Below are 22,865 nucleotides of genomic sequence, written 5' to 3'. Positions count from 1 at the left end.
GATCAGGCGTTGGAATAGCGTTCGGTTTCCGGCATCCAGCGCTCAATTAACGCTGCCGCCTGTTCGGGGTAGCGCTCATGAATATGGCGTGCGAGGCGCTGAACTTCGGGGATCATGGCCTGATCGCGCAGTAAATCCGCCACTTTGAATTCGGCGTTACCCGTCTGACGCGTGCCCAGCAGTTCGCCTGGGCCGCGGATCTCCAGGTCTTTTTGTGCAATCACAAAACCGTCGTTACTGTCGCGCAGCACCTGCAAACGCATCTGTGCGGTTTTCGAGAGCGGTGCTTTGTAGAGCAGCACGCAGTGAGAGGCGACAGCACCGCGGCCAACGCGGCCGCGCAGCTGATGGAGTTGCGCAAGGCCAAGACGTTCCGGGTTTTCGATGATCATCAGGCTGGAATTGGGCACGTCTACGCCCACTTCAATCACCGTTGTGGCAACCAGCAAATGCAGTTCACCCTGTTTGAACGACTGCATCACCGCCTGTTTCTCAGTAGGCTTCATCCGCCCGTGAACCAGACCCACGTTCAGCTCGGGCAGCGCCAGCTTCAGCTCTTCCCACGTCGCTTCCGCAGCCTGCGCTTCAAGCAGTTCAGACTCTTCAATTAACGTGCAGACCCAGTAGGCCTGACGGCCTTCGTGAGTGCAGGCGTTGCGCACGCGGTCGATGATATCGCTCCGGCGTGTGTCCGGAATGGCGACCGTGGTGACCGGTGTACGGCCCGGCGGCAGTTCGTCGATGGTCGATGTATCGAGATCGGCGTAGGCGGTCATTGCCAGGGTGCGCGGGATAGGTGTGGCAGTCATGATCAGCTGATGCGGATGGAAGCCCTGCTGTAGCCCTTTCTCCCACAGCGCCAGACGCTGGTGTACACCGAAGCGGTGTTGTTCGTCGATAATCACCAGGGCAAGACCATTAAACTGCACCTGCTCCTGGAAAATCGCGTGCGTGCCGACAATCATCTGTACCTGACCGCTGGCAATGGCGTCCTGTTGTGCCTGACGCGCTTTACCTTTTTGCTTCCCGGCAAGCCAGCCCACTTCAATCCCAAGCGGGGCAAACCACGCGCGGAAGTTATTAGCGTGCTGTTCAGCCAGCAGTTCAGTGGGGGCCATTAGCGCCACCTGCCTGCCGTGGGCAATTGCGCGCAGGGCAGCCAGGGCTGCAACCAGCGTTTTACCGGACCCCACATCCCCCTGAACCAGGCGCATCATGGGCACATCAAGCGCCATATCGCGTTCGATCTCGGCCGTGACGCGTGCCTGTGCACCGGTGGGTTTAAACGGCAGTGAGGCCAGCAGCTTATCTTTGAGTTCATTTCGCGGGCTTAAGGGCTGGGCATGAAAACGCTGCGCGCCCGCCCGTACCGCCAGCATGCTCAGGTTATGAGCCAGTAATTCCTCAAGGATAAGACGCCGTTGAGCGGGGTGTTTGCCGCTTTCCAGGTCGCTAAGCTGCAGGGTTGGCGGCGGGCGGTGCAGGGTGCGCAGCGCCTCGGGCAGACTCATCATGCCCTGAGCCAGCTCAGGCGGCAGTAGCTCGGTAATGGCGCAGGTATCCAGCAGTTCCAGCGCCTGGTCGGTGAGTTTACGCAGCGTTGCCTGCTTGATGCCTTCGGTCGTCGGATAAACCGGGGTCAGAGTCTCCTGCAGCTCCGGCGTGCTCAGATCTCCCTGAACGCGATACTCCGGGTGGATCATCTCTGCGCCGTATTTCCCGCGTTTGGCTTCACCATAGGCCAGCACCCTGCGACCGGTCGCAAGGCTGTTTTTCATGGCCGCATTGAAGTTGAAAAAGCGCAGGGTGAGAATGCCGGTGCCGTCGCTGATCTGACAGGTCATCATCCGGCGTCCGCCAAAGGTGATATTGCAGTTCAGTACTTCGCCTTCAACGGTGGCGTAAATGGCAGGCAGCAGATCGCCAATCTTATAGAGTTGGGTGCGGTCTTCATAACGCAGGGGGAGATGGAGCAGGAGATCCTGCACTGTATGCAGGCCAATTTTTGCCAGTTTACTGCTTTGCGCCGCGCCTACGCCCGTCAGGCTATTGAGCGGTATGGCATCCAGCAGACGGCCTTTCATCGGTTATCCTGCGTACTGCATGGTGGCCCACCACTCGGCATCGGCTTCAATTTCGCCCTGCGCGTTGACGTGGGGGTAAGGCAGTTTTTTTTGTTTCGCGACGCGAGCCAGCACCGGGTAACCACCTTCGAACAGCAGGCGCTGCTGCTCCTCTTCCGGCAGCATGCTGTTGCTGCGCTTGTACATGCCCGCGTTCTGACGCTGGCGCTGCGCTTCATAGAGAATGAGCGCAGAGGCCACGGAGACATTGAGAGACTGCACCATGCCGATCATGGGGATGATGATATCCTGATCCGCCAGATCCAGCGCTTCCTGGGTGATCCCGGTTTTCTCCTGACCCATCAAAATACAGGTCGGGCGGGTGTAGTCGATCTCACGAAAATCGACGGCTTTTGCGGACAGGTTAGTGGCCAGGACCTGCATACCGCGACCTTTCAGGTGCGATACGGCTTCGCCAATAGTCTGGTGGGTTTTGACGGACACCCAGCTGTTGCTGCCTGCGGCAGTTGAAGCCATGGTTCGCATGCGGGCACCCGGCCAGACGGCGTGTACTTCATGCACGCCTACGGCGTCTGCGGTACGGACAATTGCAGAGACGTTATGAGGTTTGTGGACCTGCTCCATGCAGACCGTCAGGTCAGGCTGACGCCTGGCGAGCATTTCGCAGATACGCTCGTAACGTTTTGAATTCATAAGTCTAGTTTCGGTTACGGGTGACTTTAATCACGTCCGGCATCACGCGGATCTTGCGCATAATGTTCGCCAGATGCACGCGGTCACGGGCGGTCAGACGAATAAAGGCGCTGTAGACGCGGCCATCTTTCTCTTCCGTGTTCAGGCTCTGAATGTTGGAAGAGGCCGTATTGATTGCTGCCGTCAGGTTCGCCAGGGCACCCTGGTGGTTGAACATATCCACCTTAATTTCGGTGATAAATTCCTGTGCCGTCTCTTTATCCCACTCGACTGCCATGAACTTCTCCGCCTCTTTTTGATAACCGCGGATGTTACGACAGGATTCGTGGTGGATAACCAGCCCTTTACCCGGACTGACGTGCGCAATAATCGGGTCACCCGGGATAGGACGGCAACATTTCGCGAAGGTGATAAGTACGCCGTCCGCGCCTTTGATCGGCAGATGACCGTGGCTTTGCGTCGTCGTCGGGATCGCCGTGGTATCACCCTGCTGCAGGTTCTTCGCCACGACCACGCTCATGGCGTTGCCGAGGCCGATTTCTGCCAGCAGGTCATCAAGCGAGGCGAGCTTCATGCGCTCCAGCTCACGCTGAATGTTCTCTTTCGGGATTTCAGCCAGCTTACGGCTACCACCCAACGCATGGTTGAGCAGACGACGCCCCAGGCTGACGGAATCATCGCGCTTGAGGTTTTTCAGCAACTGGCGGATTTTGGCGCGTGCTTTGGAACTCACGACAAAGTTCAGCCAGGCCGCGTTCGGACGTGCGCCCGGTGCGGTAATAATTTCCACCGTCTGGCCGCTGGAAAGCGGCTGAGAGAGCGGATAAGGCTGCCTGTCGACACGCGCGCCCACGCAGGCGTGGCCGATATCGGTATGCACGGCGTAAGCAAAGTCGACCGGCGTAGCGCCTGCAGGCAGTTCGACAATGCGGCCTTCTGGGGTGAAAACGTAAATCTCATCCGGGAAGAGATCGGATTTAACGCTCTCGATAAATTCAAACGAGCTACCCGCACTCTGCTGCAGCTCCAGCAGGCTTTGCATCCAGCGCTGGGCGCGGATTTGTGCGGTTGTACTGCTTTCACCACCGTGCTCTTTATAAGCCCAGTGTGCAGCCACACCCATCTCCGCCATCTGGTCCATGTCTTCGGTGCGGATCTGCACTTCAACAGGCACGCCGTGTGGACCGATCATCGAGGTATGTAAAGATTGATAGCCGTTCGCTTTTGGAATGGCGATGTAATCTTTCATGCGCCCTGGACGCGGTTTGTACAGGCTGTGCATCTGGCCCAGCACGCGGTAGCAGGTATCAGAGTCGTGGACGATCACGCGGAACGCGTAGATATCCATGATCGAATGAAAACGCTGCTCTTTGAGCACCATTTTGCAGTAAATGGAGTACAGATGTTTTTCGCGACCGCTGACGCGGCACGGAATTCCCGCTTCCTGTAAACGTCCTTCAATTTCAGAGAGGATCTTTTGAATCATCTCTTTACGGTTGCCGCGTGCGGCTTTCACCACCTCTTTAATCACGCGATAGCGGTTCGGGTATAACGCTTCAAAACCCAGCTCTTCCAGCTCGGTTTTAATGTGGTGGATACCTAAACGGTGCGCCAGCGGACTGTAGATTTCGAGGGTTTCACGGGCAATGCGGCGACGTTTGTCCGGGCGAAGTGAGCCCAGCGTGCGCATATTGTGGGTACGGTCAGCAAGTTTGATAAGAATGACGCGGATATCCTGCACCATCGCCATAATCATCTTGCGAAAGTTTTCGGCTTGCGCCTCTTTCTTGTCGCGGAATTTCAGCTTATCAAGCTTAGAGACCCCTTCCACCAGCTCGGCAACGCTTTTGCCAAACAGCTGTTCCATATCCTGGTAGGTGGCAGGGGTATCTTCGATCACATCATGCAGCAGGGCGGCCATCAGCGTTTCGTAGTCGAGTTTCATCTCGGCCAGAATACAGGCCACCGCTACCGGGTGCGTGATATAGGGTTCACCGCTTGAACGTGCCTGGCCCTCGTGAGCGTCACGTGCAACGAGATACGCCTGCTGAAGACGCTTAATCTGGTCTTCAGGCAGGTAAGTTTGAATCAGTTGATTCAGGCTTTCAAACAGATACAAGGGCGACCCGCAGGTTTAATTAACGACGACCTTCAGCAATGGCGGTTACGGCCTGCAGTTCTGCGGCTTCCTGCTCTTGCTGCTCCTGGCGCTCACGTACGTCGAGGATCTGATTGTTGATCAGACCTTCTTCGATTTCGCGAAGTGCAATAACGGTAGTTTTATCGTTTTCTTCCGGTACCAGCGGATCTTTACCGCCTACCTGCATCTGACGAGCGCGACGCGCGGCGACCAGCACCAGGTCAAAACGGTTACCAATTTTCTCTACAGCGTCCTGAACAGTTACGCGTGCCATACTTAAAATGCTCCACAGGTGAAGAAATGACTGGGCATGATACTGAAAGTGGGTTCAGTCTGCCAACAGTTTGGTGATTAATGCGTCATGTCGCTGCTTCTGGCGGCTCATACGCAAGCGTTCTGCGCGAAGAATGGTTTTGAGATCGCTCAGCGCGGCATCAAAATCATCATTCACAATAAGGTAATCATATTCCGCGTAATGGCTCATTTCTGCAACTGCCTGCTCCATACGCCGGGCGATCACTTCCTCGCTGTCCTGACCGCGGCCACGCAGTCGGCGATCCAGCTCATCTTTCGATGGCGGTAAAATAAAGATACTGCGTGAATCAGGCATTTTCTTGCGAATCTGCTGTGCGCCCTGCCAGTCGATATCCAGGAACACATTTACGCCCGTGGCCAGAACCTGCTCAATGGTTTCACGCGAAGTGCCGTAGTAGTTACCGAAAACTTCTGCGTGTTCAAGAAACGCGTCTCTGCCAATCATCGCTCTGAATTCATCGTGATCAACAAAGAAATAGTGTTCACCGTGCACTTCACCCGGACGCGGTTTACGCGTGGTGTGAGAAACAGAAACCTGTGTGTCGTACAACGGTTGGGTTTTTAACAGTGCCTGAATAAGGCTGGATTTACCCGCGCCACTAGGGGCAGAAACAATATAAAGCGTGCCTTGAGCCATGAGAGTCTTTTGTATGTGTTAACGAAGAAGTCCTACATACGGGCTTATTATACACGTCGCCGCTGTGTGACGTAGCCTTTGTCACACTTTTTCCCCTGCATTATTGAATTTTGCGCGCCGTTTTCAGGTTTTACAGCTGTTTTGCAGCAATAAAAATAAACCTCTGACAACGCCTCGCAGAGCGAAAGATTGCTATTAGCACGGTTTTCCGCGTCGGGTTATACCTCCACCAACGCAAAGGAGGGGTGGCGATGTGGCGATGGATGAGCGGATTAATGCTGTTGTGGTGCGGCTATGGTGCCGCGGTGTGTCCCGTGTGGTCTCAGGCAAAAGCAGAGAAAGAGATTGCGACATTGAGTGCGCAAGTCAAACGCTGGGATGATGCCTACTGGAAGCAGGGCATGAGCGAGGTGAATGACGACGTCTATGACCAGCTCAATGGCCGTTTAAAGCAGTGGCAGCGCTGCTTCGGCGATATACCTTCTGAGGAGGCCTTACCGGTTCTAACGGGGAGCGTAAGACATCCTGTTGCCCATACGGGAGTGCATAAAGCGGCCAGTAAAGAAGAGCTACGCCAGTGGATGCGTGGTCGTGACACTCTCTGGATGCAGCCAAAAGTCGACGGGGTGGCAGTGACGCTGGTGTATCGCGACGGAAAGTTAACCCAGGCTATCAGTCGTGGTGATGGGCTTAAAGGTGAAGACTGGACTGCACAAGTGTATTTAATTCCCGCAGTGCCCAAAAAAGTGACCGGAGCGCTGGCCAACAGCGTCTTACAGGGGGAGCTTTTTTGGTTACGCGACAACCATCTTCAGCGACAGATGGGGGGAATGAACGCACGGGCAAAAGTGGCGGGCGCGATGATGCGGCAAAAGGACAGTCCGCTTCTGAGCCAGACAGGGATATTTATCTGGGCCTGGCCGGATGGGCCGAAAGTGATGTCGAGTGCGCTGTCTGAGTTATCTAAAGCCGGCTTTTCCCTGACGGCGCGTTATACCCTGCCTGTACAGACTGTTGATGCTGTCGAGAAACAGCGCTCGACGTGGCACGACACGGCATTACCCTTTGCCACGGACGGCATTGTGGTGCGGTCCGCGGATGCTCCTCCCGGCGAAAACTGGTTGCCCGGAGAAGGCAGCTGGGTCGTCGCATGGAAATACCCCCCGGTCGCACAGATCGCCGAAGTAAGAGATATTCATTTTGCCGTGGGGCGCACGGGAAAAATCTCGGTCGTGGCGGCGCTGGTCCCTGTCCTGCTGGATGATAAGCAGGTACAACGGGTCAGTCTCGGGTCCGTTGAACGCTGGCAAAGGCTGGATATTGCGACGGGTGATCAGATACAGGTCAGTCTGGCCGGGCAGGGTATCCCGCGGTTCGATAAGGTGGTCTGGCGGGGGGAAGAGAGACAAAAGCCCACACCCCCGGCCTCGCATTATCATGCGCAGAGCTGTTTTTACGCCTCGCCGGCGTGTATGGAGCAGTTCTTTGCCCGCCTGACGTGGCTTGGTTCAAAGCACGTGCTGGATATTGAAGGAGTCGGTGAGTCAGGCTGGCGAGCGCTGCATCAGGCGCATCATTTTGAACATATCTTCTCATGGCTGACATTAACGCAGGCGCAGCTGGAGTCTACCCCGGGGTTTTCCGCAGCACGCGGGCTGGCGCTCTGGCATCGCTTTAATCTGGTACGTGAGCGACCCTTTATTCGTTGGATCATGGCATTGGGTGTTCCGCTGACGCAGGCCTCGCTAAACGCTCTGGGAGACCTGACGTGGCAGAAAATGCGTGAGCGTAACGCAGCAGACTGGCAGGCACTTCCCGGCACAGGAAAGGAGAAAGCCCGGCAGCTTGTTGCGTTTATTCATGATCCTGGCATTGCCGGCCTGGTTGCCTGGCTCGGCAAGCAGGGAGTGCAAGGATTCTGACGTGAGCTTGCTGTCGCTTATCGCTGATAAACGCCGCTATCTTGTTGGGGAGAATAGATAGCGGCCAGTCAGTGGGTGTCCTGAGTGTAATGAAACACGGGCAGTCCCAGTTTCAAGCGCAGCGCAAGCAAGCGAGCCGTGAAGCCAAATAACAAGGTGGCGATGACCACGACGTCATGGCTGGAAACATAATGCTGTAAAGCGATATACAGAACGGCTGATGCAAAGGATATCCCGGCGTAGAGCTCTTTTTGAAAGACCAGGGGAATGCGTTTGCAGAACATATCGCGCAGTACGCCGCCAAATACGCCCGTCACGACTGCGGCAATAGTGGCAATCACCGGGCTTTCGCCCATATCCAGCGCAATTTGTGCCCCGATGATGGAGAACACGACCAGGCCCAGAGCATCAAGCACTAAAAACAGACGTCGAAGATGGGGCATTACAGGAGCAAGGATAGTGGTCAGCACTGCGGCGACAGCCACAATGATGATGTACTCGGGGTGCTTAACCCAGCCGAGAGGGTAATGCCCCAGCAGGATATCGCGTACCGATCCGCCTCCCAGCGCGGTGGCGGTAGCAATAATGATGACCCCAAACGTATCCATACGACGGCGTCCGGCAGCGAGTGCACCGGTCATGGCTTCGGCAGTGATCCCGACGAGATAAAGGATATGTAGCAGCATGTGTTCCCCCGACAGTGAGGGCAACAGGGTAGCGTTTTGTGCGGTCTGTCACGATTTAGTTTTTCTTGTGTGAGGGCGTTAGCCTTATTTTTGGTAATGACTGAACGTTGTTTGGCTGGGTGTGATGGCGATAAACGGTAATTTTCACATTACAATTATTCATGTTATAGGCGTTTGCCGCCGATAGCCTGTTCCGATAAAAAAATGGCCCCTGAACGGGGCCATGATGAGAAAGCGGCTTGAATAAAGCGTTACTCGATATTCTGGATCTGCTCGCGCATCTGCTCAATCAGCACTTTCAGTTCAATGGCGGAGTTGGTCACTTCAGCATTGATCGATTTCGAGGCCAGGGTGTTCGACTCGCGGTTGAACTCCTGCATCATAAAGTCGAGGCGACGCCCTACGGCTTCTTTCTTCTTCAGGATGTTGTAAGTCTCTTTAACGTGCGCTTCCAGACGATCCAGCTCTTCGGCGACGTCAATGCGCTGTGCCATCAGCACCAGTTCTTGTTCCAGACGGGTATTTTCCAGCTGAACTTCCGCTTCTTCCAGTTTGGCCACCAGGCGCTCACGCTGCCATTGCAGGACCGCAGGCATATGGGTACGGACTTTAGCCACTTCGGTGGTCACGCCTTCCAGACGCTGCTCAATCATCGCTTTGAGGGCCTGGCCTTCAGTTTCGCGGGCAATGATAAAGTCATCCAGCGTGCTGTCGAGGGCACTGAGAATTTCAGCGGCAATCGTGTCCAGATCCTGCTCACCGGCGGCCATGACGCCAGGCCAGCGCAGAATATCGACCGGGTTGATTTCCCCTTCATCGCTTTGCATCTTGACCCAGTTCGCTGCAGTGACGAGCTGTTTCGCCAGTTTTTCGTTGAGGATCAGCTCACCCTGGGCGCTGGCATCAGGCTCAAAACGCAGGTTACATTCCACTTTACCGCGCGTCAGACGAGCACGGATACGCTCGCGTACAACAGGTTCAAGGCTGCGGAACTGCTCCGGCATACGGAAATACGTTTCCAGGTAGCGCTGGTTTACCGAGCGCATTTCCCATGTAGCGCTACCCCAGCTACCCTTGATTTCACGCCGGGCGTAGGCGGTCATACTGCGGATCATAGACATTCCCGTTTTTAAAGGAGAGATGGGGGGATTATAGCTTTCGGGGGCTTCTCAGGATAGGAATAAGCGTCCTTTATCCGTATAATGCGCAGCCACATTCGTTTCAAGCCGGAGATTTCATTATGCGTCCAGCAGGTCGTAGCGCCAATCAGGTGCGTCCCGTCACCCTGACCCGTAACTATACAAAACACGCAGAAGGCTCCGTACTGGTTGAGTTTGGTGACACCAAAGTGCTGTGCACCGCGTCCATCGAAGAGGGCGTTCCACGCTTCCTGAAAGGTCAGGGCCAGGGCTGGATCACTGCGGAATATGGCATGTTGCCGCGTGCAACCCATACCCGTAACGCCCGCGAAGCGGCAAAAGGCAAGCAGGGCGGCCGTACCATGGAAATCCAGCGTCTGATCGCACGTGCGCTGCGCGCCGCCGTTGATCTGAAAACACTGGGTGAATTTACCATTACTCTGGACTGCGACGTCATTCAGGCAGACGGTGGTACGCGTACGGCGTCGATTACCGGTGCATGTGTAGCGCTGGCTGATGCCCTGAATAAGCTGGTTGCAGCCGGTAAGCTGAAAACGAATCCGATGAAAGGGATGGTCGCGGCTGTTTCCGTGGGTATCGTTAACGGTGAAGCGCTTTGCGACCTGGAATACGTCGAAGATTCCGCTGCTGAGACTGACATGAACGTGGTGATGACTGAAGACGGTCGCATCATTGAGGTGCAGGGCACGGCAGAAGGTGAGCCGTTCACCCATGAAGAACTTCTTACCTTGCTGGCGTTGGCCCGAGGGGGAATTGAATCTATCGTAACGACGCAGAAGGCGGCGTTAGAAAATTGATTTTAAAGGCGACTGATGAGTCGCCTTTTTTTTGTTCGTACAAAAGCAAAAGTCGGAGGAGTAAGCCCATGAAATCCTGGCAGCGTGAGTTTATTGAGTTTGCGCTTAACAAGCAGGTCCTGAAATTTGGCGAGTTTACGCTGAAATCCGGGCGTAAGAGCCCCTATTTCTTCAACGCCGGACTGTTTAATACCGGGCGCGATCTGGCATTGTTAGGCCGTTTCTATGCCGAAGCGCTGGTGGACTCCGGCATTGATTTTGACCTGCTGTTTGGCCCGGCCTATAAAGGCATTCCGATTGCCACTACCACTGCGGTTGCGCTGGCGGAACACCACGACCGCGACGTACCGTACTGCTTTAACCGTAAAGAGGCTAAAACCCACGGTGAAGGCGGTAATCTGGTAGGCAGCGCGCTGCAGGGTCGCGTTATGCTGGTGGACGATGTGATCACCGCTGGTACCGCTATTCGCGAATCGATGGAGATTATTCAGGCCAACGGCGCTACGCTTGCTGGCGTGCTGATCTCTTTGGATCGTCAGGAACGCGGGCGTGGTGAAATCTCTGCTATTCAGGAAGTTGAGCGCGATTATGGCTGTAAAGTGACGTCGATCATCACCCTGAAAGACCTGATTGCGTATCTGGAAGAGAAGCCTGAGATGGCGGATCATCTGGCTGCGGTACGTGGGTATCGCGAAGCTTTCGGCGTGTAATATCAAGCCCGGTGGCGTTCTGCTTACCGGGCCTGAAGATTATTGCAGCTGTGCCGCCACTAACGGCCAACGGGCGTCAAAATCGTCCGTTGGACGGTATTTAAACTCGCTGCGTACAAAGCGGGAGAGCATGCCTTCGCAAAACGACAGGATCTGACTTGCCAGCAGCGTTTCATCGGTGCTGTAACCTTCACCCTCACGCATTTTTTTCTCGCGCAGTACCTGGCGCAGTTGTGCTTCAATACGCTCGAAGAGCTGGTTAATACGGCCCTGCAATCGGTCCTGCTCGAACATCAGCGCGTGGCCAGTCAGGATACGGGTTAAGCCCGGATTGCGTTCACCAAAGCCCAGAATGAGCTGCACAATCAGACGCAAACGCGCAGTCGTGTCTTTTTCGTCTTTCAGAATCAGGTTGATGCGAGTGATCAGACTGTCTTCGATAAATTCGATCAGACTGTCAAACATCCGGGTTTTGCTCGGAAAATGACGATACAACGCCGCTTCAGACACGCCCACGGAGGCGGCCAGTTTTGCGGTGGTGATGCGTTGACTACCATCGCTGGATTCAAGCATCAGCGCCAGAGATTGAAGTATTTCTTCGCGACGGTTCCTTTTCGCGGTTTGTTTTTCTGCCATGTTACAAAATACCCCTGAAAATAAGCACTTGCCAGGCTGGCATCCACACAGCGACCGCAAACTGACGTTTGCGGTTTGTTATTGCATTATGGCGCTGTGAGATACGTGTCGGTCGGGCGGTTATTTGCGCCCGGAATGGCCGAAGCCGCCTTCGCCACGGTCGGTGGCGTCAAAGTCTTCCACCAGGTTAAATTCTGCCTGAACCACCGGTACAAAGACCATCTGTGCGATACGCTCGCCCGGTTCAATGGTGAAGCTGTCCTGACCACGGTTCCAGACGGAAACCATCAGTTGACCCTGGTAGTCAGAGTCGATCAGGCCGACCAGGTTACCCAGTACCACTCCATGCTTATGACCCAGACCAGAACGCGGCAGGATCACCGCTGCCAGCGACGGGTCAGCAATGTGGATTGCCAGGCCGGTTGGGATCAGGGTGGTTGCACCCGGAGCCAGCTCTACGGCGTCATCGAGACAGGCACGCAGGTCAAGACCGGCAGAGCCGGAGGTGGCATAGGTTGGCAGCGCAAATTGCTTACCAACACGCGGGTCCAGAATCTTAACGTCGATTTTTTTCATCATAACGGGTAACGATCTCGTCCAGTAATTGTTGGCCCAGGAGTTCCTTGCGCTCAAGCGGTAAGACTTTATCTCCATCCTGCCAGAAAAGGTGCAGTGCGTTGCTGTCGCTGTTAAATCCTTGCGTGGCCAGCGATACGTCGTTCGCGCAAATCAAATCGAGGTTTTTGCGGGTACGTTTTTGCCGGGCATATTCTTCCACATTATTTGTTTCTGCGGCAAACCCAACAACGTAAGGACGATGGTTTTTCAGTGCGGCGACACCCGCAACAATGTCCGGATTTTTCACCATTTTTAGTGTTAATTCATCGCCTTGCTTTTTAATTTTTGACCCGGAAATGGTTTCGGCACGGTAATCTGCAACAGCCGCACAGCCGATAAAAATCTGCTGGTTCTGCGCATGCGCCTGTACGGCGGCGTCCATCTCCAGGGCGGTGGTGACATCAATACGCTGCACAAATGGCGGTGTCGGTAACGAGACCGGGCCGCTCACCAGCGTGACCTTTGCACCGCGTTTTGCCGCCGCGGCAGCAATCGCAAAGCCCATTTTACCGGAGCTATGGTTGGTAATGTAACGCACCGGGTCCAGCGGCTCGCGCGTTGGACCCGCGGTAATCATGATGTTGAGATGTTGCAGATCGTTGACAGGCGAAAAATGGCCGGCGGCCAGCTCAACGATGGTCAGCGGGTCAAGCATACGACCAGGACCCACATCACCACACGCCTGGCTACCGCTGTCCGGCCCCCAGATGAGCAGGCCGCGTGAGGCCAGCGTCGTCAGATTATGTTGGGTGGCGGCGTTGCGGTACATCTGCTGGTTCATCGCGGGGACGACGGCAACAGGTGCGGGCGTGGCCAGGCAAATGGTCGAGACCAGATCGTTTGCCATGCCGGCTGCTACGCGGGCAATAAAATCTGCTGTGGCGGGGGCAAGGATAACCAGGTCTGCCCATTTTCCCAGCTCAATATGGCCCATCGCGGCTTCGGCGGCCGGATCAAGGAGGCTGTCAGAGACGGGGTACCCTGAAACGGCCTGCAGGCTCAGAGGCGTGATAAAGGCTTTGCCGCCTTCCGTTATCGCGACCCGCACATCCGCCCCGCGCTCGCGCAAACGACGCACCAGCTCCGGCGCTTTATAGGCAGCAATACCGCCGCTCACGCCAAGAACGATTTTTTTACCGGCCAGGCTCATCATGATTCTTTCCTGTTGGGTTTCACCAGAGAGCGGGCATTTTATCACAATCCCAAAAAGGGGGTGATTTTGTCCTTCGGCCAGTTTGCGAGGCGTTACGCAGGAATGAAAAGTGGGCGTCGAGTGCCGGGGGTGGCTGTGGCAGCATGATGGCAAACCGAAGGAGACAGGCATGGAAGAGACTGAACTGCTGCTACCGCGTGAAAAAATGCTGCGCTATGGCGTCACGTTGTTAAAGGACGACGAGTTGCTGGCACTCTTTTTACGCACCGGAACGCCCGGCAAAACGGTATTTACGCTGGCAAAGGAGCTCATCGACCATTTTGGTTCGTTGTATGGCTTATTGACGGCGGATCTGACAGAATTCAGGCACGTCGAAGGAATTGGCGTGGCGAAGTTCGCCCAACTGAGGGGGATTGTTGAACTGGCCCGCCGTTTTTACGACGTCCGTATGGAAGAGGAAGATCCCATACTCACCCCGGATATGACACGCGTATTTCTCCAGAGCCAGCTATCAGATTTGGAGCGCGAGATCTTTATGGTGATCTTTCTTGATAACAGGAACCGGGTACTAAAACATAGCCGTCTTTTTTCCGGAACACTGAGCCACGTTGAGGTTCATCCGCGAGAAATTGTGCGGGAAGCGATAAAAGTGAATGCAGCCGGCGTGATACTCGCGCATAATCACCCCTCTGGCTGTGCAGAACCAAGCAGAGCTGACAAAGAGATGACCGAACGCATTATCAAATGCTGTCAATTCATGGACATTCGTGTGCTCGACCATCTGATAATTGGTCGCGGCGAGTACATTTCTTTTGCAGAACATGGCTGGATTTAGGCTATTTCTCGCGATCCATCGGGATCTTTGTCTGTTCGGGACTTGAGCACACCGCCGAGTCAGCGTATACTACGCCACCTTTGAGAATCTCGGGTTTGGCATTTGGGCCTGGCAATCGAGAGTTCAATAGAACTATGCGATGACCGGGCTGTAAAGCCTGACGAGGCGCCGATACCCCATACGAAGCTCGAGCTAATTTGATTTTTGGAGAATAGACATGTCCCGAGTCTGCCAAGTTACTGGCAAGCGTCCGGTGACCGGTAACAACCGTTCCCACGCACTGAACGCGACTAAACGCCGTTTCCTGCCGAACCTGCACTCTCACCGTTTCTGGGTTGAGAGCGAGAAGCGTTTTGTCACCCTGCGCGTATCTGCTAAAGGTATGCGTGTAATCGATAAGAAAGGCATTGATACAGTTCTGTCCGAACTGCGTGCCCGTGGCGAAAAGTACTAAGTACTTAAAGAGGAAATAAATCATGGCTAAAGGTATTCGCGAGAAAATCAAGCTGGTTTCTTCTGCTGGTACAGGTCACTTCTACACCACCACGAAGAACAAACGTACTAAGCCGGAAAAACTGGAACTGAAAAAATTCGATCCAGTTGTACGCCAGCACGTACTGTACAAAGAAGCTAAAATCAAATAATTTTAGCCTCCTTGTATTGAAAAACCCCGCAACTGCGGGGTTTTTTGCATTCTGCATCTTACTCCGGAGGAACCATGCCTGAATTACCTGAGGTAGAGACCAGCCGCCGCGGTATTGAGCCGCATCTGGTCGGCGCGACTATTCTTCATGCTATCGTTCGCAACGGTCGCCTGCGTTGGCCGGTGTCCGATGAAATCCATGCGTTAAGCGATAAACCGATTCTCAGCGTCCAGCGTCGCGCCAAATATCTGCTGCTGGAGCTGCCCGACGGCTGGATTATCATCCATCTCGGTATGTCTGGTAGTCTGCGCATCCTTACCGAAGAACTGCCCGCGGAAAAGCATGACCATGTCGATCTGGTGATGAGCAACGGTAAAGTGCTGCGTTACACCGACCCACGACGCTTTGGCGCATGGCTGTGGACCAAAGAGCTTGAAGGACACAGCGTTCTGGCGCATCTGGGGCCAGAGCCGCTCTCAGAGGCATTTAACGCGGAATACCTGAAAGCGAAGTGTGCAAAGAAGAAAACCCCGATCAAACCGTGGCTGATGGACAATAAGCTGGTGGTGGGAGTAGGGAATATTTATGCCAGCGAATCGCTGTTTGCCGCCGGGATCCATCCCGATCGACTGGCCTCATCGCTGTCATCTCAGGAGTGTGAACTGCTGGTCCGGGTGATTAAAGCGGTGCTGTTGCGTTCTATTGAGCAAGGGGGGACCACCCTGAAGGACTTCCTGCAGAGCGACGGTAAACCCGGCTATTTTGCCCAGGAGCTGCAGGTATATGGCCGTAAGGGTGAGCCGTGCAGAGTCTGTGGGACACCGATTATTGCAACGAAGCACGCTCAGCGCGCCACGTTCTATTGCCGTCAGTGCCAGAAATAGGGCTACTTTAATTTTTCCATCAACGCCTGATGGACGTTAGCCGGCAGGAAATGGGTCACGTCACCGTGATGACGCGCCACCTCTTTGACCAGCGAAGAAGAGATAAACGACCACTCTTTTGAGGGCATCAGGAACACGCTCTCCAGCTCTGGCATCAGGTGGCGGTTCATGTGCGCCAGCTGCATTTCGTATTCGAAGTCAGCCACCGCGCGTAACCCGCGGATCAAAATGTTAGCCTGCCGGGCACGGGCGAAGTTGGCCATCAGATCGCTGAAGCCCACCACCTCGACGTTTGGCAGATGTGAGATAGCGTCAGTGGCAAGGGCAACGCGCTCATTGAGGTCGAACATGGGTTTCTTACTGGGGCTGGCGGCGATCGCCAGAATCACCTTATCAAACATGCATGCCGCACGGGTGATGATGTCAAGATGACCGTTGGTGATGGGATCAAAGGTACCCGGATAAATCGCTTTTGTGCTCATGGCTCACGTTTTCTCTGAGTAGCCGCGGCAAAGCGCCCACAGCTCGGTGTATTTGTTGAAAGTATACTGGGCATTCACCACCGCCAGTAACCACCCCTGTTTACCGTCCAGCACGCCGCCTCGCAGCAGCAGTGTTTTCAGAAATGCCCCGAGCGTGTGGGTGAAAATACCGGTCAGCGTGGCCTTCTTGCCGCGCAGGTGGCGCTCATGCGCCCATGCGGTGGCATAATTAAGCTGTTTGCGCTGGAAGCTGGCGAAATCCCGGCAGGTCAGATGCAGCAGATCGCCCGTCAGAGGAATGACGGGGGCACTGTCGCATGCCAGGGATTCATGGACCAGATTATCGTTGTACTGATATCGCTCACGCTCGTAGAGGCGCATTACGCGGTCTGGATACCAGCCGCTGTGGCGCATAAAACGGCCAAGGAAATAGTTGCGACGTGCAATGCTGTATACCGCGCCAGGCTGAGGTGCTGCCAGCACCGCCTGAATGGCCTGGCGGAGCTCTGGTGTGATGCGCTCGTCAGTGTCCAGCATCAGCACGTAATCGCCAGTAGCATAGCGCTGCGCGCGCTGGCGCTGGATGCCGTAGCCTTGCCAGTCGGTATCGATAAAGACCTTTGCACCCGCGGCACGGGCGTCATCCACCGTGTTGTCCTCGCTGCCGGAGTCGAGAAGGACAATTTCGTCAGCCCAGGCGACGGAGGCCAGGCAGTCCGGAAGCAGGTCGGCGGCGTTTTTGGCGATCATCACGACCGACAGACGCGTTGACATTAGTGGCTCCGCTGAGGCAGATAAGGTTGCAGAAGTTGCAGCAGACGAGTGAGTGCGCCCTGGTTCTGATGCAGCACTTCGACAGCATGGCGACCATACCAGAGGCGGTAGTCTTCGTCGGTCAGAAGGGTTGAGACCTCTTTGACCACCGAGTCCGCGTCGGTCACGGTAATTAACCCGTCGGCTTGCTGCAATTTAGCGCAGATATCTTTGAAGTTAAACGTGTGTGGGCCCATCAGCACCGGAATGGCGTGTGCGGCCGGCTCAAGCGGATTATGGCCGCCGCGCTCCACAAGGCTGCCGCCGACAAAAGCCAGATCGGCAATGCCGTAAAGCAGCATCAGCTCGCCCATTGTATCGCCAATCACCACCTGAGTGCTGCCGGAGGGGATCTCACCGCTGCTGCGCAGGGTAAAGCTGAAGCCGCCTTTCTGCACCATCTCACGCGCATCTTTAAAACGTTCGGGGTGACGGGGGACCAGAATCAGCAGCAAATCGGGGAATTTTTCCAGCAGCTTACGATGGGCCTGCAGGATAATGGCTTCTTCGCCGTCATGGGTGCTGGTTGCAATCCACACCTGCCGACGCGGTGCCCACTGGCGACGTAGCGTAATCGCACGGGCGGCGAGTTCAGGCGTGACGGAGATATCGAACTTCAGGCTACCCGTCACCGCAAGCTGGTTGCGCTTCAGACCCAGAGCGAGAAAGCGCGCCGCGTCTTCTTCATTCTGCGCGGCAATCAGCGTAATTCGGCTGAGCAGGCGGCGCATAAATTTACCTAATTTGCCGTAACCTTTCGCCGAGCGCTCTGAAAGGCGCGCGTTGGCAATCACCAGCGGAATTTTACGGGCATGCAGGGCGGAAATCATATTTGGCCACAGCTCGGTTTCCATGACGATCACCAGTTTCGGGCGAACGGTATTCAGGAAGCGGTTCATGGCGCAAGGCAGGTCGTAAGGCAAATAGACGTGTTGAACGTCTTTACCGAACGCCGATAATGCGCGTTCAGACCCCGTCGGCGTCATGGTCGTGACCGTGATCGGCAGTGACGGATAGCGGTGACGAAGGGCGCGAACCAGCGGGATCGCCGCCAGCGTTTCGCCCACAGAAACGGAATGCAGCAAAATACCGTCCGGCACGACTTTATTGCGGCAGTAACCATAGCGTTCAGCCCAGCGTTTACGATACGCAGGCGCTTTACGGCTACGAAGCAACAGTCGCAGCCACACCAGTGGCTGGATGATGTAGAGCAGGGCGGTATACAACAATTCCAAGCGATTATCCGTTTTTTAGTTTCGGCGGGGAAATTCTAAGCATTTAAGCCGGGTAAAGCTATCTCTTATGCCAGATACCGTTTTAAACGGAAGTAGCGTCGGCCCAGGCGCCAGCGCAAACGGGGGCTTTTGGCGCTTTTCCAGATAAGCCTCCAGATACCCGTGTCGAAGAACTCTTTTATTATCATCGACTTCTTCTGCACATCCTTCATATTGTCGAAGGTATGAATGATCCCAAGCCCCTCTTTGGCGATTTGCCAGTGGCAGGCGGGGATATCTTTCACTTTTTCCGGGTAACGCTGGTTGATGGCATCCAGCATCTGCAGAATTTTCATGTAATGGCGCGCCGAGCGAATCAGCGTGTCATCATTGTCCGGCATATGGGAAACCGATGCGGAGTGAATGTAATAGTCGTAAAAACGTTCACTGGTGTATTGCACGCGGTCAGCTGCGAGCAAGACTTCGGTAGTCCACGGGATATCCTGATGACGCAGGCCGGGCTCAAAACGAAAACCGTTCTGACGAATAAAGTCGTGGCGATAGATATTCAGCCAGGTCACATGCAGAAACTTACGTGAGTCGAGCGCTTTTTTTAACCATGCCGCACCGGTCATGACGCCTGTCGAGGCCAGCTTGTCTTCCGGGAAAATCGGCCGTGAAGGCTTCTTATTGTTTTCCCAGACGTAGTTTCCGTTGCAGGTGGCGACATCCAGATTCTGCGTGACGGCCATATCAAGCAAGCGCTGATACATGCCCGGCTTAAAGACATCATCAATATCCGGGAAAGAGAGATATTGACCGGTAGCGACGGCCAGACCGGTATTGCGCGCAATGGATACACCCTGATTTTCCTGTTCGATAACCTGCATTTGCGGCAGTTTTTCACGCCAGGTTTCGACTATCTGCATCGAACTGTCCGTGGAGCCATCATTGACGATGATGACTTCCATACTGTCGATCTGTTGATTCGCAAGGCAGGTAAAGAACTGATCCAGGAAAGCTTCGCCGTTATAAACGGCAACCACTACGCTTAATAATGGCGCTGAATTTTGCATAAGAAACCTGATTATTATTGATTGTCTACCAACGCAACATATTGCTGGCAAATGGCATTTATCCCGAACGACGCGATCGTTGCGCTATCAACGACAGGCGGGGAGGTATAGAGATCGGCCAGTGTTTTCGCCAGTGATTCGTCATTCATCTCCGACAGCCCGCGCGCCAGCGTACCCGTGAGGATTTCAGCGGGCCCGCCAGGACAGTTCGTACTGACAGGCGGCGTCTGGCAGATGATGGATTCTACCAGTACGTTACCAAAACCTTCACAGTCAGAACTTAACACTAAAAGCCGTGCGCCTTTAATCCACGGATAAGGGTTGGACTCGAAGGGGCGGAAAATAACCTTGTCTTCGATCCCGAGTTCTTTCGCTAACTGTTTAAGCTGTTGAATTTTGGTGTCAGAACCGTTGCCCATCATCACCAGCGATGCGTCTATTTTGCTCTGCGCATAGGCACGCAGAAGGCGGTCGTGGCGTTTATGTTCATGAAAACGACCCACGTGAATAATGTAATCCTGCCCCTGCATCTCAAAAGGCGCATCCGCCAGACGCTGGATTTCAGGAATATCAAAGGGATTATGGATAACCGCTTTGCGACGAAGGTCGATGGACAGCGTCTCTGAGAGATCTTTCAGCACGGCGGCGGAGACGGCGACAACGTTTCGGTTTTCGTAGGTATGACGAATTTTGTAATGCTTAAACCAGCGTGAAAGGCCGTGGCGATGACGCAGGTAGGAGAATGAGAACATGCCATGCACGCAGAACCAGACCTTATCGCGATCCAGCGCACGACTGTGCGCCACAATACGATCGGTTTTATGCAGGTGCGAGAATATGACGTCGAACTTCCCGCTGCGCTCAGCCTGTTCAATGGCATTGTCCAGCAGCTGCGCCCGGCGCGGGATCTCGGTGAGCTTTCTCCAGGGCTTTTTACACGTATCCTGAATGACCTGATAATCAATGCCTGCCGGGATGGCGTAGTCGCACACCTTTCGCAGGGAGAAAAGGGAGACCTGATGCCCCATTTCTATCAATCCGCTGGAGAGGGTGAGAACCGTTTTTTCGGCTCCTCCACCGGGCAAACCATCAATAATCATTAGGATGCGCATTTTTAATCCAGTAATTTTTGATAAAGCGAAATAAGCTGACTTGATAATTTTTCTGGGGTCGCTTCTTTTACGCGCTCACGCGCTGCCCGCCCCATATCGTTATTCTTATCCAAAGATGGAAGGGTCATGACTGCCTCCTTCAATCTGCTGATATCAAGTGCATCACAGTAAAAGCCATTCTGACCTTGCTCAATAAACTCTGCACCACCGCAACTCACTGAAGTAATGACGGGCAAACCGCAGGCCATCGCTTCAAGAATGACGTTTGGAAAAGGATCATACAGCGTTGGCAGCAGTAATCCATCGGATACCTGGTAAAATGGCAGTGTCTCTTTTTGCATCCCCAGGAAGCGAATTTGCCCCTCACAGCCCAATGAACGGGCGAGGTCACGGTAACGACTTTCTGCTTTATCCTGTCCAACCACAATCAGCCACGCGGGTGTGCCCGCAATAGCGCGGATAGCGCTGGCCAGCCCCTTACGTTCAAAACCTGACCCGACGAAACACAACACCACGGCATCGACAGGCAATCCGAGCTGCTGACGCAGTGCAGCGCGCTGTCCTTCGGTTGCCGGAACGAAGCGGCTGGAATCAATTGAATTATAAATCACATGTATCTTTTTTGCGTCAATATCAAAGTCTTCGATGATTTCGCGTTTGATCATCTCCGCATTGCAGATAACGGCTTTCAATTCAGGAGCCTGATACATTTCACGTTCGGCGTGCATGACGTAGCGATGGTAGCGATCGTGCATCAGAAGTTGTGCACGCCAGGCAGGCAGAATGCGCGCACGCTGCAGCAGCCAACGCCGATGCACGCCATCCCCTGCGCGGTAAATATCGCAGCCAGGAATACGCTCGTGGCTCTGCACAATGTCAAACTGCTGCTGTTCCCACAGTGCACGCGCAGCATGTGCAAACCCGCGTTCGCGACTGATTCGGCCCCATTTACGCGGGTCGCAAATATGGATATGCCAGTCGTCCTGCTTCTCCCCCTGCCACTCACGCGTGATGACGTTGAGCTCCAGGTTTTGGTTGCTTAGTGCGGTAAGTGCCCGGGAAACGAAGCGTTCCGCCCCGCCATCAGGGCGGTATTTTTGGCGAACAATCGCTAAACGATGGTGTTTCATTACAGGTATCTCCTGGCGGCGGAGACCACGACATCAACGGGAATGGCGTCGAGATAGCGTTCAGTTGTTTTGGTATCAATGGCGTCCGGGTCGGGAAGTGGGCCAAAATCGCCAGCCCAGATGACTTCACCGTTGACCTGCCATGGCGACCAGAACACCCGTTTTGACGGGCCGAAGAGAGCAATGCACGGCGTCTGAAGCGCGGCGGCCATGTGCATCGGAACGGAATCGACGCCAATAAAGAGGCGTGCATGATCGATAAGTGATGCCAGCTGGCGCAACGTGAGTTGACCGGCCAGTGAGACTACGCCCGTTTTTGGCGCCGCGGCGAGAATGCGGTCTATCATCGCCAGCTCTTTTTTATCCGGGCCAGCGGTGAGAACTACAGTGTGGCCATCCTGCTGGAGTGCCGTGATGGTTTGCGCCATCTTGCCTTCGTCCCAGCACTTAAAGAACCAGCGTGACGTTGGCTGGATCACCACGTAGTTATCAGCCACACCCTGTTGTGTCAGTAGCTGGCGCGCGCGATCCCAGTCCTCTGCGCGATAGGCCATAGTGACGGCTGGCTGAGTCGGGACGGGCAACGGTGAAAGAATAGAAAGATTTTGCTCAACGGTATGGAGAGACGGGTGATTGGCGACGGAAACCAAATCGGTATGACAAAAACGCCAGAACGCGTTTTTTCGCTTGTTAAACGCGAACCCGAGGCGTACTGGCGCGCCGGTGAAACGGGTGACAATGGCGCTGCGCCACTGATCGGCAAGGTTAATCACCAGATGATAACGCTGCGCTCTTAAGGCACAGAGTAACTGCCACTCTTTTTGCAGATGTTTCAGGGTGCCGAGCTGCTTCCATTTACGATCTATACCGTAGATGGTGCCGATCGCCGGATGCGCGGCGAGCATATCGCGTGTCTCTTCATAAAGAAGAACATCGATTTGCGCCGTGGGCCATTTTTGACGTAACGAATTAATGACCGGAGTTGTGAGTAACATGTCGCCATGATGTCGAAGTTTGATAAGTAAAATACGTAAATCAGGCGTGTCGAGTAGGTTAATCATCATCATCTTATCAGCGGTATACTGTCAGCAATTCTAATAGACCTGATGGCGACTTGCACTCTT

General features: G+C 54.6%; 24 protein-coding genes. 7 read left to right on the top strand and 17 right to left on the bottom strand.

Translation table 11 applies throughout. The annotated features are described in order from the left end of the window. Positions 1–2: 2 nt before the first annotated feature. The 5 genes from recG to gmk are packed head-to-tail and all read right to left on the bottom strand — an operon-like array spanning position 3 to position 5,869. Entirely contained in the window at positions 3–2,084 is a 2,082-nt protein-coding gene (recG, locus tag HV157_RS13610; RefSeq protein WP_149376825.1) for an ATP-dependent DNA helicase RecG, read from the bottom strand. Positions 2,085–2,087: 3 nt separating this feature from the next. Next, positions 2,088–2,777 (bottom strand): tRNA (guanosine(18)-2'-O)-methyltransferase TrmH, encoded by a 690-nt coding sequence (trmH, locus tag HV157_RS13605; RefSeq protein WP_014168042.1) that lies wholly within the window; start codon positions 2,775–2,777, stop codon positions 2,088–2,090. 4 nt (positions 2,778–2,781) lie between these two features. Further along, on the bottom strand, positions 2,782–4,896 hold the full coding sequence (gene spoT / locus HV157_RS13600; protein ID WP_014168043.1) for a bifunctional GTP diphosphokinase/guanosine-3',5'-bis pyrophosphate 3'-pyrophosphohydrolase: 2,115 nt from the start codon (positions 4,894–4,896) through the stop codon (positions 2,782–2,784). Between the two features lie 19 nt (positions 4,897–4,915). After that, positions 4,916–5,191: a DNA-directed RNA polymerase subunit omega gene (rpoZ, locus tag HV157_RS13595; protein ID WP_000135058.1), complete on the bottom strand. Its 276-nt coding sequence runs from the start codon at positions 5,189–5,191 to the stop codon at positions 4,916–4,918. Positions 5,192–5,245: 54 nt separating this feature from the next. After that, on the bottom strand, positions 5,246–5,869 hold the full coding sequence (gene gmk, locus HV157_RS13590; RefSeq protein WP_014168044.1) for a guanylate kinase: 624 nt from the start codon (positions 5,867–5,869) through the stop codon (positions 5,246–5,248). 251 nt (positions 5,870–6,120) lie between these two features. Here gmk and ligB point away from each other — a divergent pair, with 251 nt between their 5' ends. Then, on the top strand, positions 6,121–7,791 hold the full coding sequence (gene ligB, locus HV157_RS13585; protein ID WP_182268077.1) for an NAD-dependent DNA ligase LigB: 1,671 nt from the start codon (positions 6,121–6,123) through the stop codon (positions 7,789–7,791). Between the two features lie 68 nt (positions 7,792–7,859). On the opposite strand, the gene HV157_RS13580 is transcribed toward ligB, so the two are convergent. Together HV157_RS13580 and HV157_RS13575 are read right to left on the bottom strand one after the other, a co-directional pair. Next, positions 7,860–8,477, bottom strand: a complete 618-nt coding sequence (locus tag HV157_RS13580) for a trimeric intracellular cation channel family protein (RefSeq protein ID WP_020882694.1) — start codon at positions 8,475–8,477, stop codon at positions 7,860–7,862. A gap of 251 nt (positions 8,478–8,728) precedes the next feature. Continuing rightward, positions 8,729–9,592, bottom strand: a complete 864-nt coding sequence (locus HV157_RS13575) for a YicC/YloC family endoribonuclease (RefSeq protein ID WP_020882693.1) — start codon at positions 9,590–9,592, stop codon at positions 8,729–8,731. Between the two features lie 125 nt (positions 9,593–9,717). Here HV157_RS13575 and rph point away from each other — a divergent pair, with 125 nt between their 5' ends. After that, on the top strand, positions 9,718–10,434 hold the full coding sequence (gene rph, locus HV157_RS13570; protein WP_013094888.1) for a ribonuclease PH: 717 nt from the start codon (positions 9,718–9,720) through the stop codon (positions 10,432–10,434). A 68-nt stretch (positions 10,435–10,502) separates the two neighbouring features. After that, positions 10,503–11,144, top strand: a complete 642-nt coding sequence (pyrE, locus tag HV157_RS13565; protein WP_014168048.1) for an orotate phosphoribosyltransferase — start codon at positions 10,503–10,505, stop codon at positions 11,142–11,144. A 39-nt stretch (positions 11,145–11,183) separates the two neighbouring features. Here the strand turns inward: pyrE and slmA are convergent, their stop codons facing one another. The 3 genes from slmA to coaBC form a co-directional block, all read right to left on the bottom strand. Continuing rightward, positions 11,184–11,780, bottom strand: a complete 597-nt coding sequence (gene slmA / locus HV157_RS13560; RefSeq protein ID WP_020882692.1) for a nucleoid occlusion factor SlmA — start codon at positions 11,778–11,780, stop codon at positions 11,184–11,186. Positions 11,781–11,900: 120 nt separating this feature from the next. Then, positions 11,901–12,359, bottom strand: a complete 459-nt coding sequence (gene dut / locus HV157_RS13555) for a dUTP diphosphatase (RefSeq protein ID WP_014168052.1) — start codon at positions 12,357–12,359, stop codon at positions 11,901–11,903. Then, positions 12,337–13,548 carry a bifunctional phosphopantothenoylcysteine decarboxylase/phosphopantothenate--cysteine ligase CoaBC gene (coaBC, locus tag HV157_RS13550; protein ID WP_182268643.1) on the bottom strand — a complete coding sequence of 404 codons (1,212 nt, stop codon included), beginning with the start codon at positions 13,546–13,548 and terminating at the stop codon, positions 12,337–12,339. Before coaBC ends, dut begins: the two co-directional genes overlap by 23 nt. 172 nt (positions 13,549–13,720) lie before the next feature. On the opposite strand from coaBC, the gene radC reads away from it, so the two are divergent. The 4 genes from radC to mutM all read left to right on the top strand — a co-directional run bounded on the left by radC (position 13,721) and on the right by mutM (position 15,914). Then, entirely contained in the window at positions 13,721–14,386 is a 666-nt protein-coding gene (gene radC / locus HV157_RS13545; protein WP_182268083.1) for a DNA repair protein RadC, read from the top strand. Between the two features lie 217 nt (positions 14,387–14,603). Then, positions 14,604–14,840, top strand: a complete 237-nt coding sequence (gene rpmB, locus HV157_RS13540; protein ID WP_002436699.1) for a 50S ribosomal protein L28 — start codon at positions 14,604–14,606, stop codon at positions 14,838–14,840. A 22-nt stretch (positions 14,841–14,862) separates the two neighbouring features. Next, positions 14,863–15,030: a 50S ribosomal protein L33 gene (gene rpmG, locus HV157_RS13535; protein ID WP_003024094.1), complete on the top strand. Its 168-nt coding sequence runs from the start codon at positions 14,863–14,865 to the stop codon at positions 15,028–15,030. A gap of 74 nt (positions 15,031–15,104) precedes the next feature. Further along, the gene (gene mutM, locus HV157_RS13530; RefSeq protein ID WP_032679319.1) at positions 15,105–15,914 is read left to right on the top strand and encodes a bifunctional DNA-formamidopyrimidine glycosylase/DNA-(apurinic or apyrimidinic site) lyase; all 810 of its coding nucleotides are present in this window, start codon (positions 15,105–15,107) and stop codon (positions 15,912–15,914) included. Between the two features lie 2 nt (positions 15,915–15,916). On the opposite strand, the gene coaD is transcribed toward mutM, so the two are convergent. From coaD to rfaQ, 7 genes are all read right to left on the bottom strand, one after another. Beyond that, on the bottom strand, positions 15,917–16,396 hold the full coding sequence (gene coaD, locus HV157_RS13525) for a pantetheine-phosphate adenylyltransferase (protein WP_014168056.1): 480 nt from the start codon (positions 16,394–16,396) through the stop codon (positions 15,917–15,919). 3 nt (positions 16,397–16,399) lie between these two features. Beyond that, on the bottom strand, positions 16,400–17,170 hold the full coding sequence (locus HV157_RS13520; RefSeq protein WP_063214977.1) for a glycosyltransferase family 2 protein: 771 nt from the start codon (positions 17,168–17,170) through the stop codon (positions 16,400–16,402). Beyond that, positions 17,170–18,444 (bottom strand): lipid IV(A) 3-deoxy-D-manno-octulosonic acid transferase, encoded by a 1,275-nt coding sequence (gene waaA, locus HV157_RS13515; protein WP_014168058.1) that lies wholly within the window; start codon positions 18,442–18,444, stop codon positions 17,170–17,172. Before waaA ends, HV157_RS13520 begins: the two co-directional genes overlap by 1 nt. 65 nt (positions 18,445–18,509) lie before the next feature. After that, the gene (locus HV157_RS13510) at positions 18,510–19,499 is read right to left on the bottom strand and encodes a glycosyltransferase (RefSeq protein WP_020882686.1); all 990 of its coding nucleotides are present in this window, start codon (positions 19,497–19,499) and stop codon (positions 18,510–18,512) included. A 14-nt stretch (positions 19,500–19,513) separates the two neighbouring features. Beyond that, positions 19,514–20,611, bottom strand: coding sequence for a glycosyltransferase (locus tag HV157_RS13505; RefSeq protein ID WP_032679322.1), 1,098 nt, complete (start codon positions 20,609–20,611; stop codon positions 19,514–19,516). A gap of 2 nt (positions 20,612–20,613) precedes the next feature. Beyond that, positions 20,614–21,741, bottom strand: a complete 1,128-nt coding sequence (locus HV157_RS13500) for a glycosyltransferase family 4 protein (protein ID WP_020882684.1) — start codon at positions 21,739–21,741, stop codon at positions 20,614–20,616. Beyond that, positions 21,741–22,808, bottom strand: a complete 1,068-nt coding sequence (gene rfaQ, locus HV157_RS13495; protein WP_163304333.1) for a putative lipopolysaccharide heptosyltransferase III — start codon at positions 22,806–22,808, stop codon at positions 21,741–21,743. Before rfaQ ends, HV157_RS13500 begins: the two co-directional genes overlap by 1 nt. Positions 22,809–22,865: the final 57 nt, after the last annotated feature.

This window comes from Enterobacter sp. RHBSTW-00318, from assembly GCF_014101375.1.
In the GTDB taxonomy this organism is placed as follows: Bacteria; Pseudomonadota; Gammaproteobacteria; order Enterobacterales; family Enterobacteriaceae; genus Enterobacter; species Enterobacter ludwigii.
This window is presented reverse-complemented; position numbering and strand designations above follow the sequence as displayed.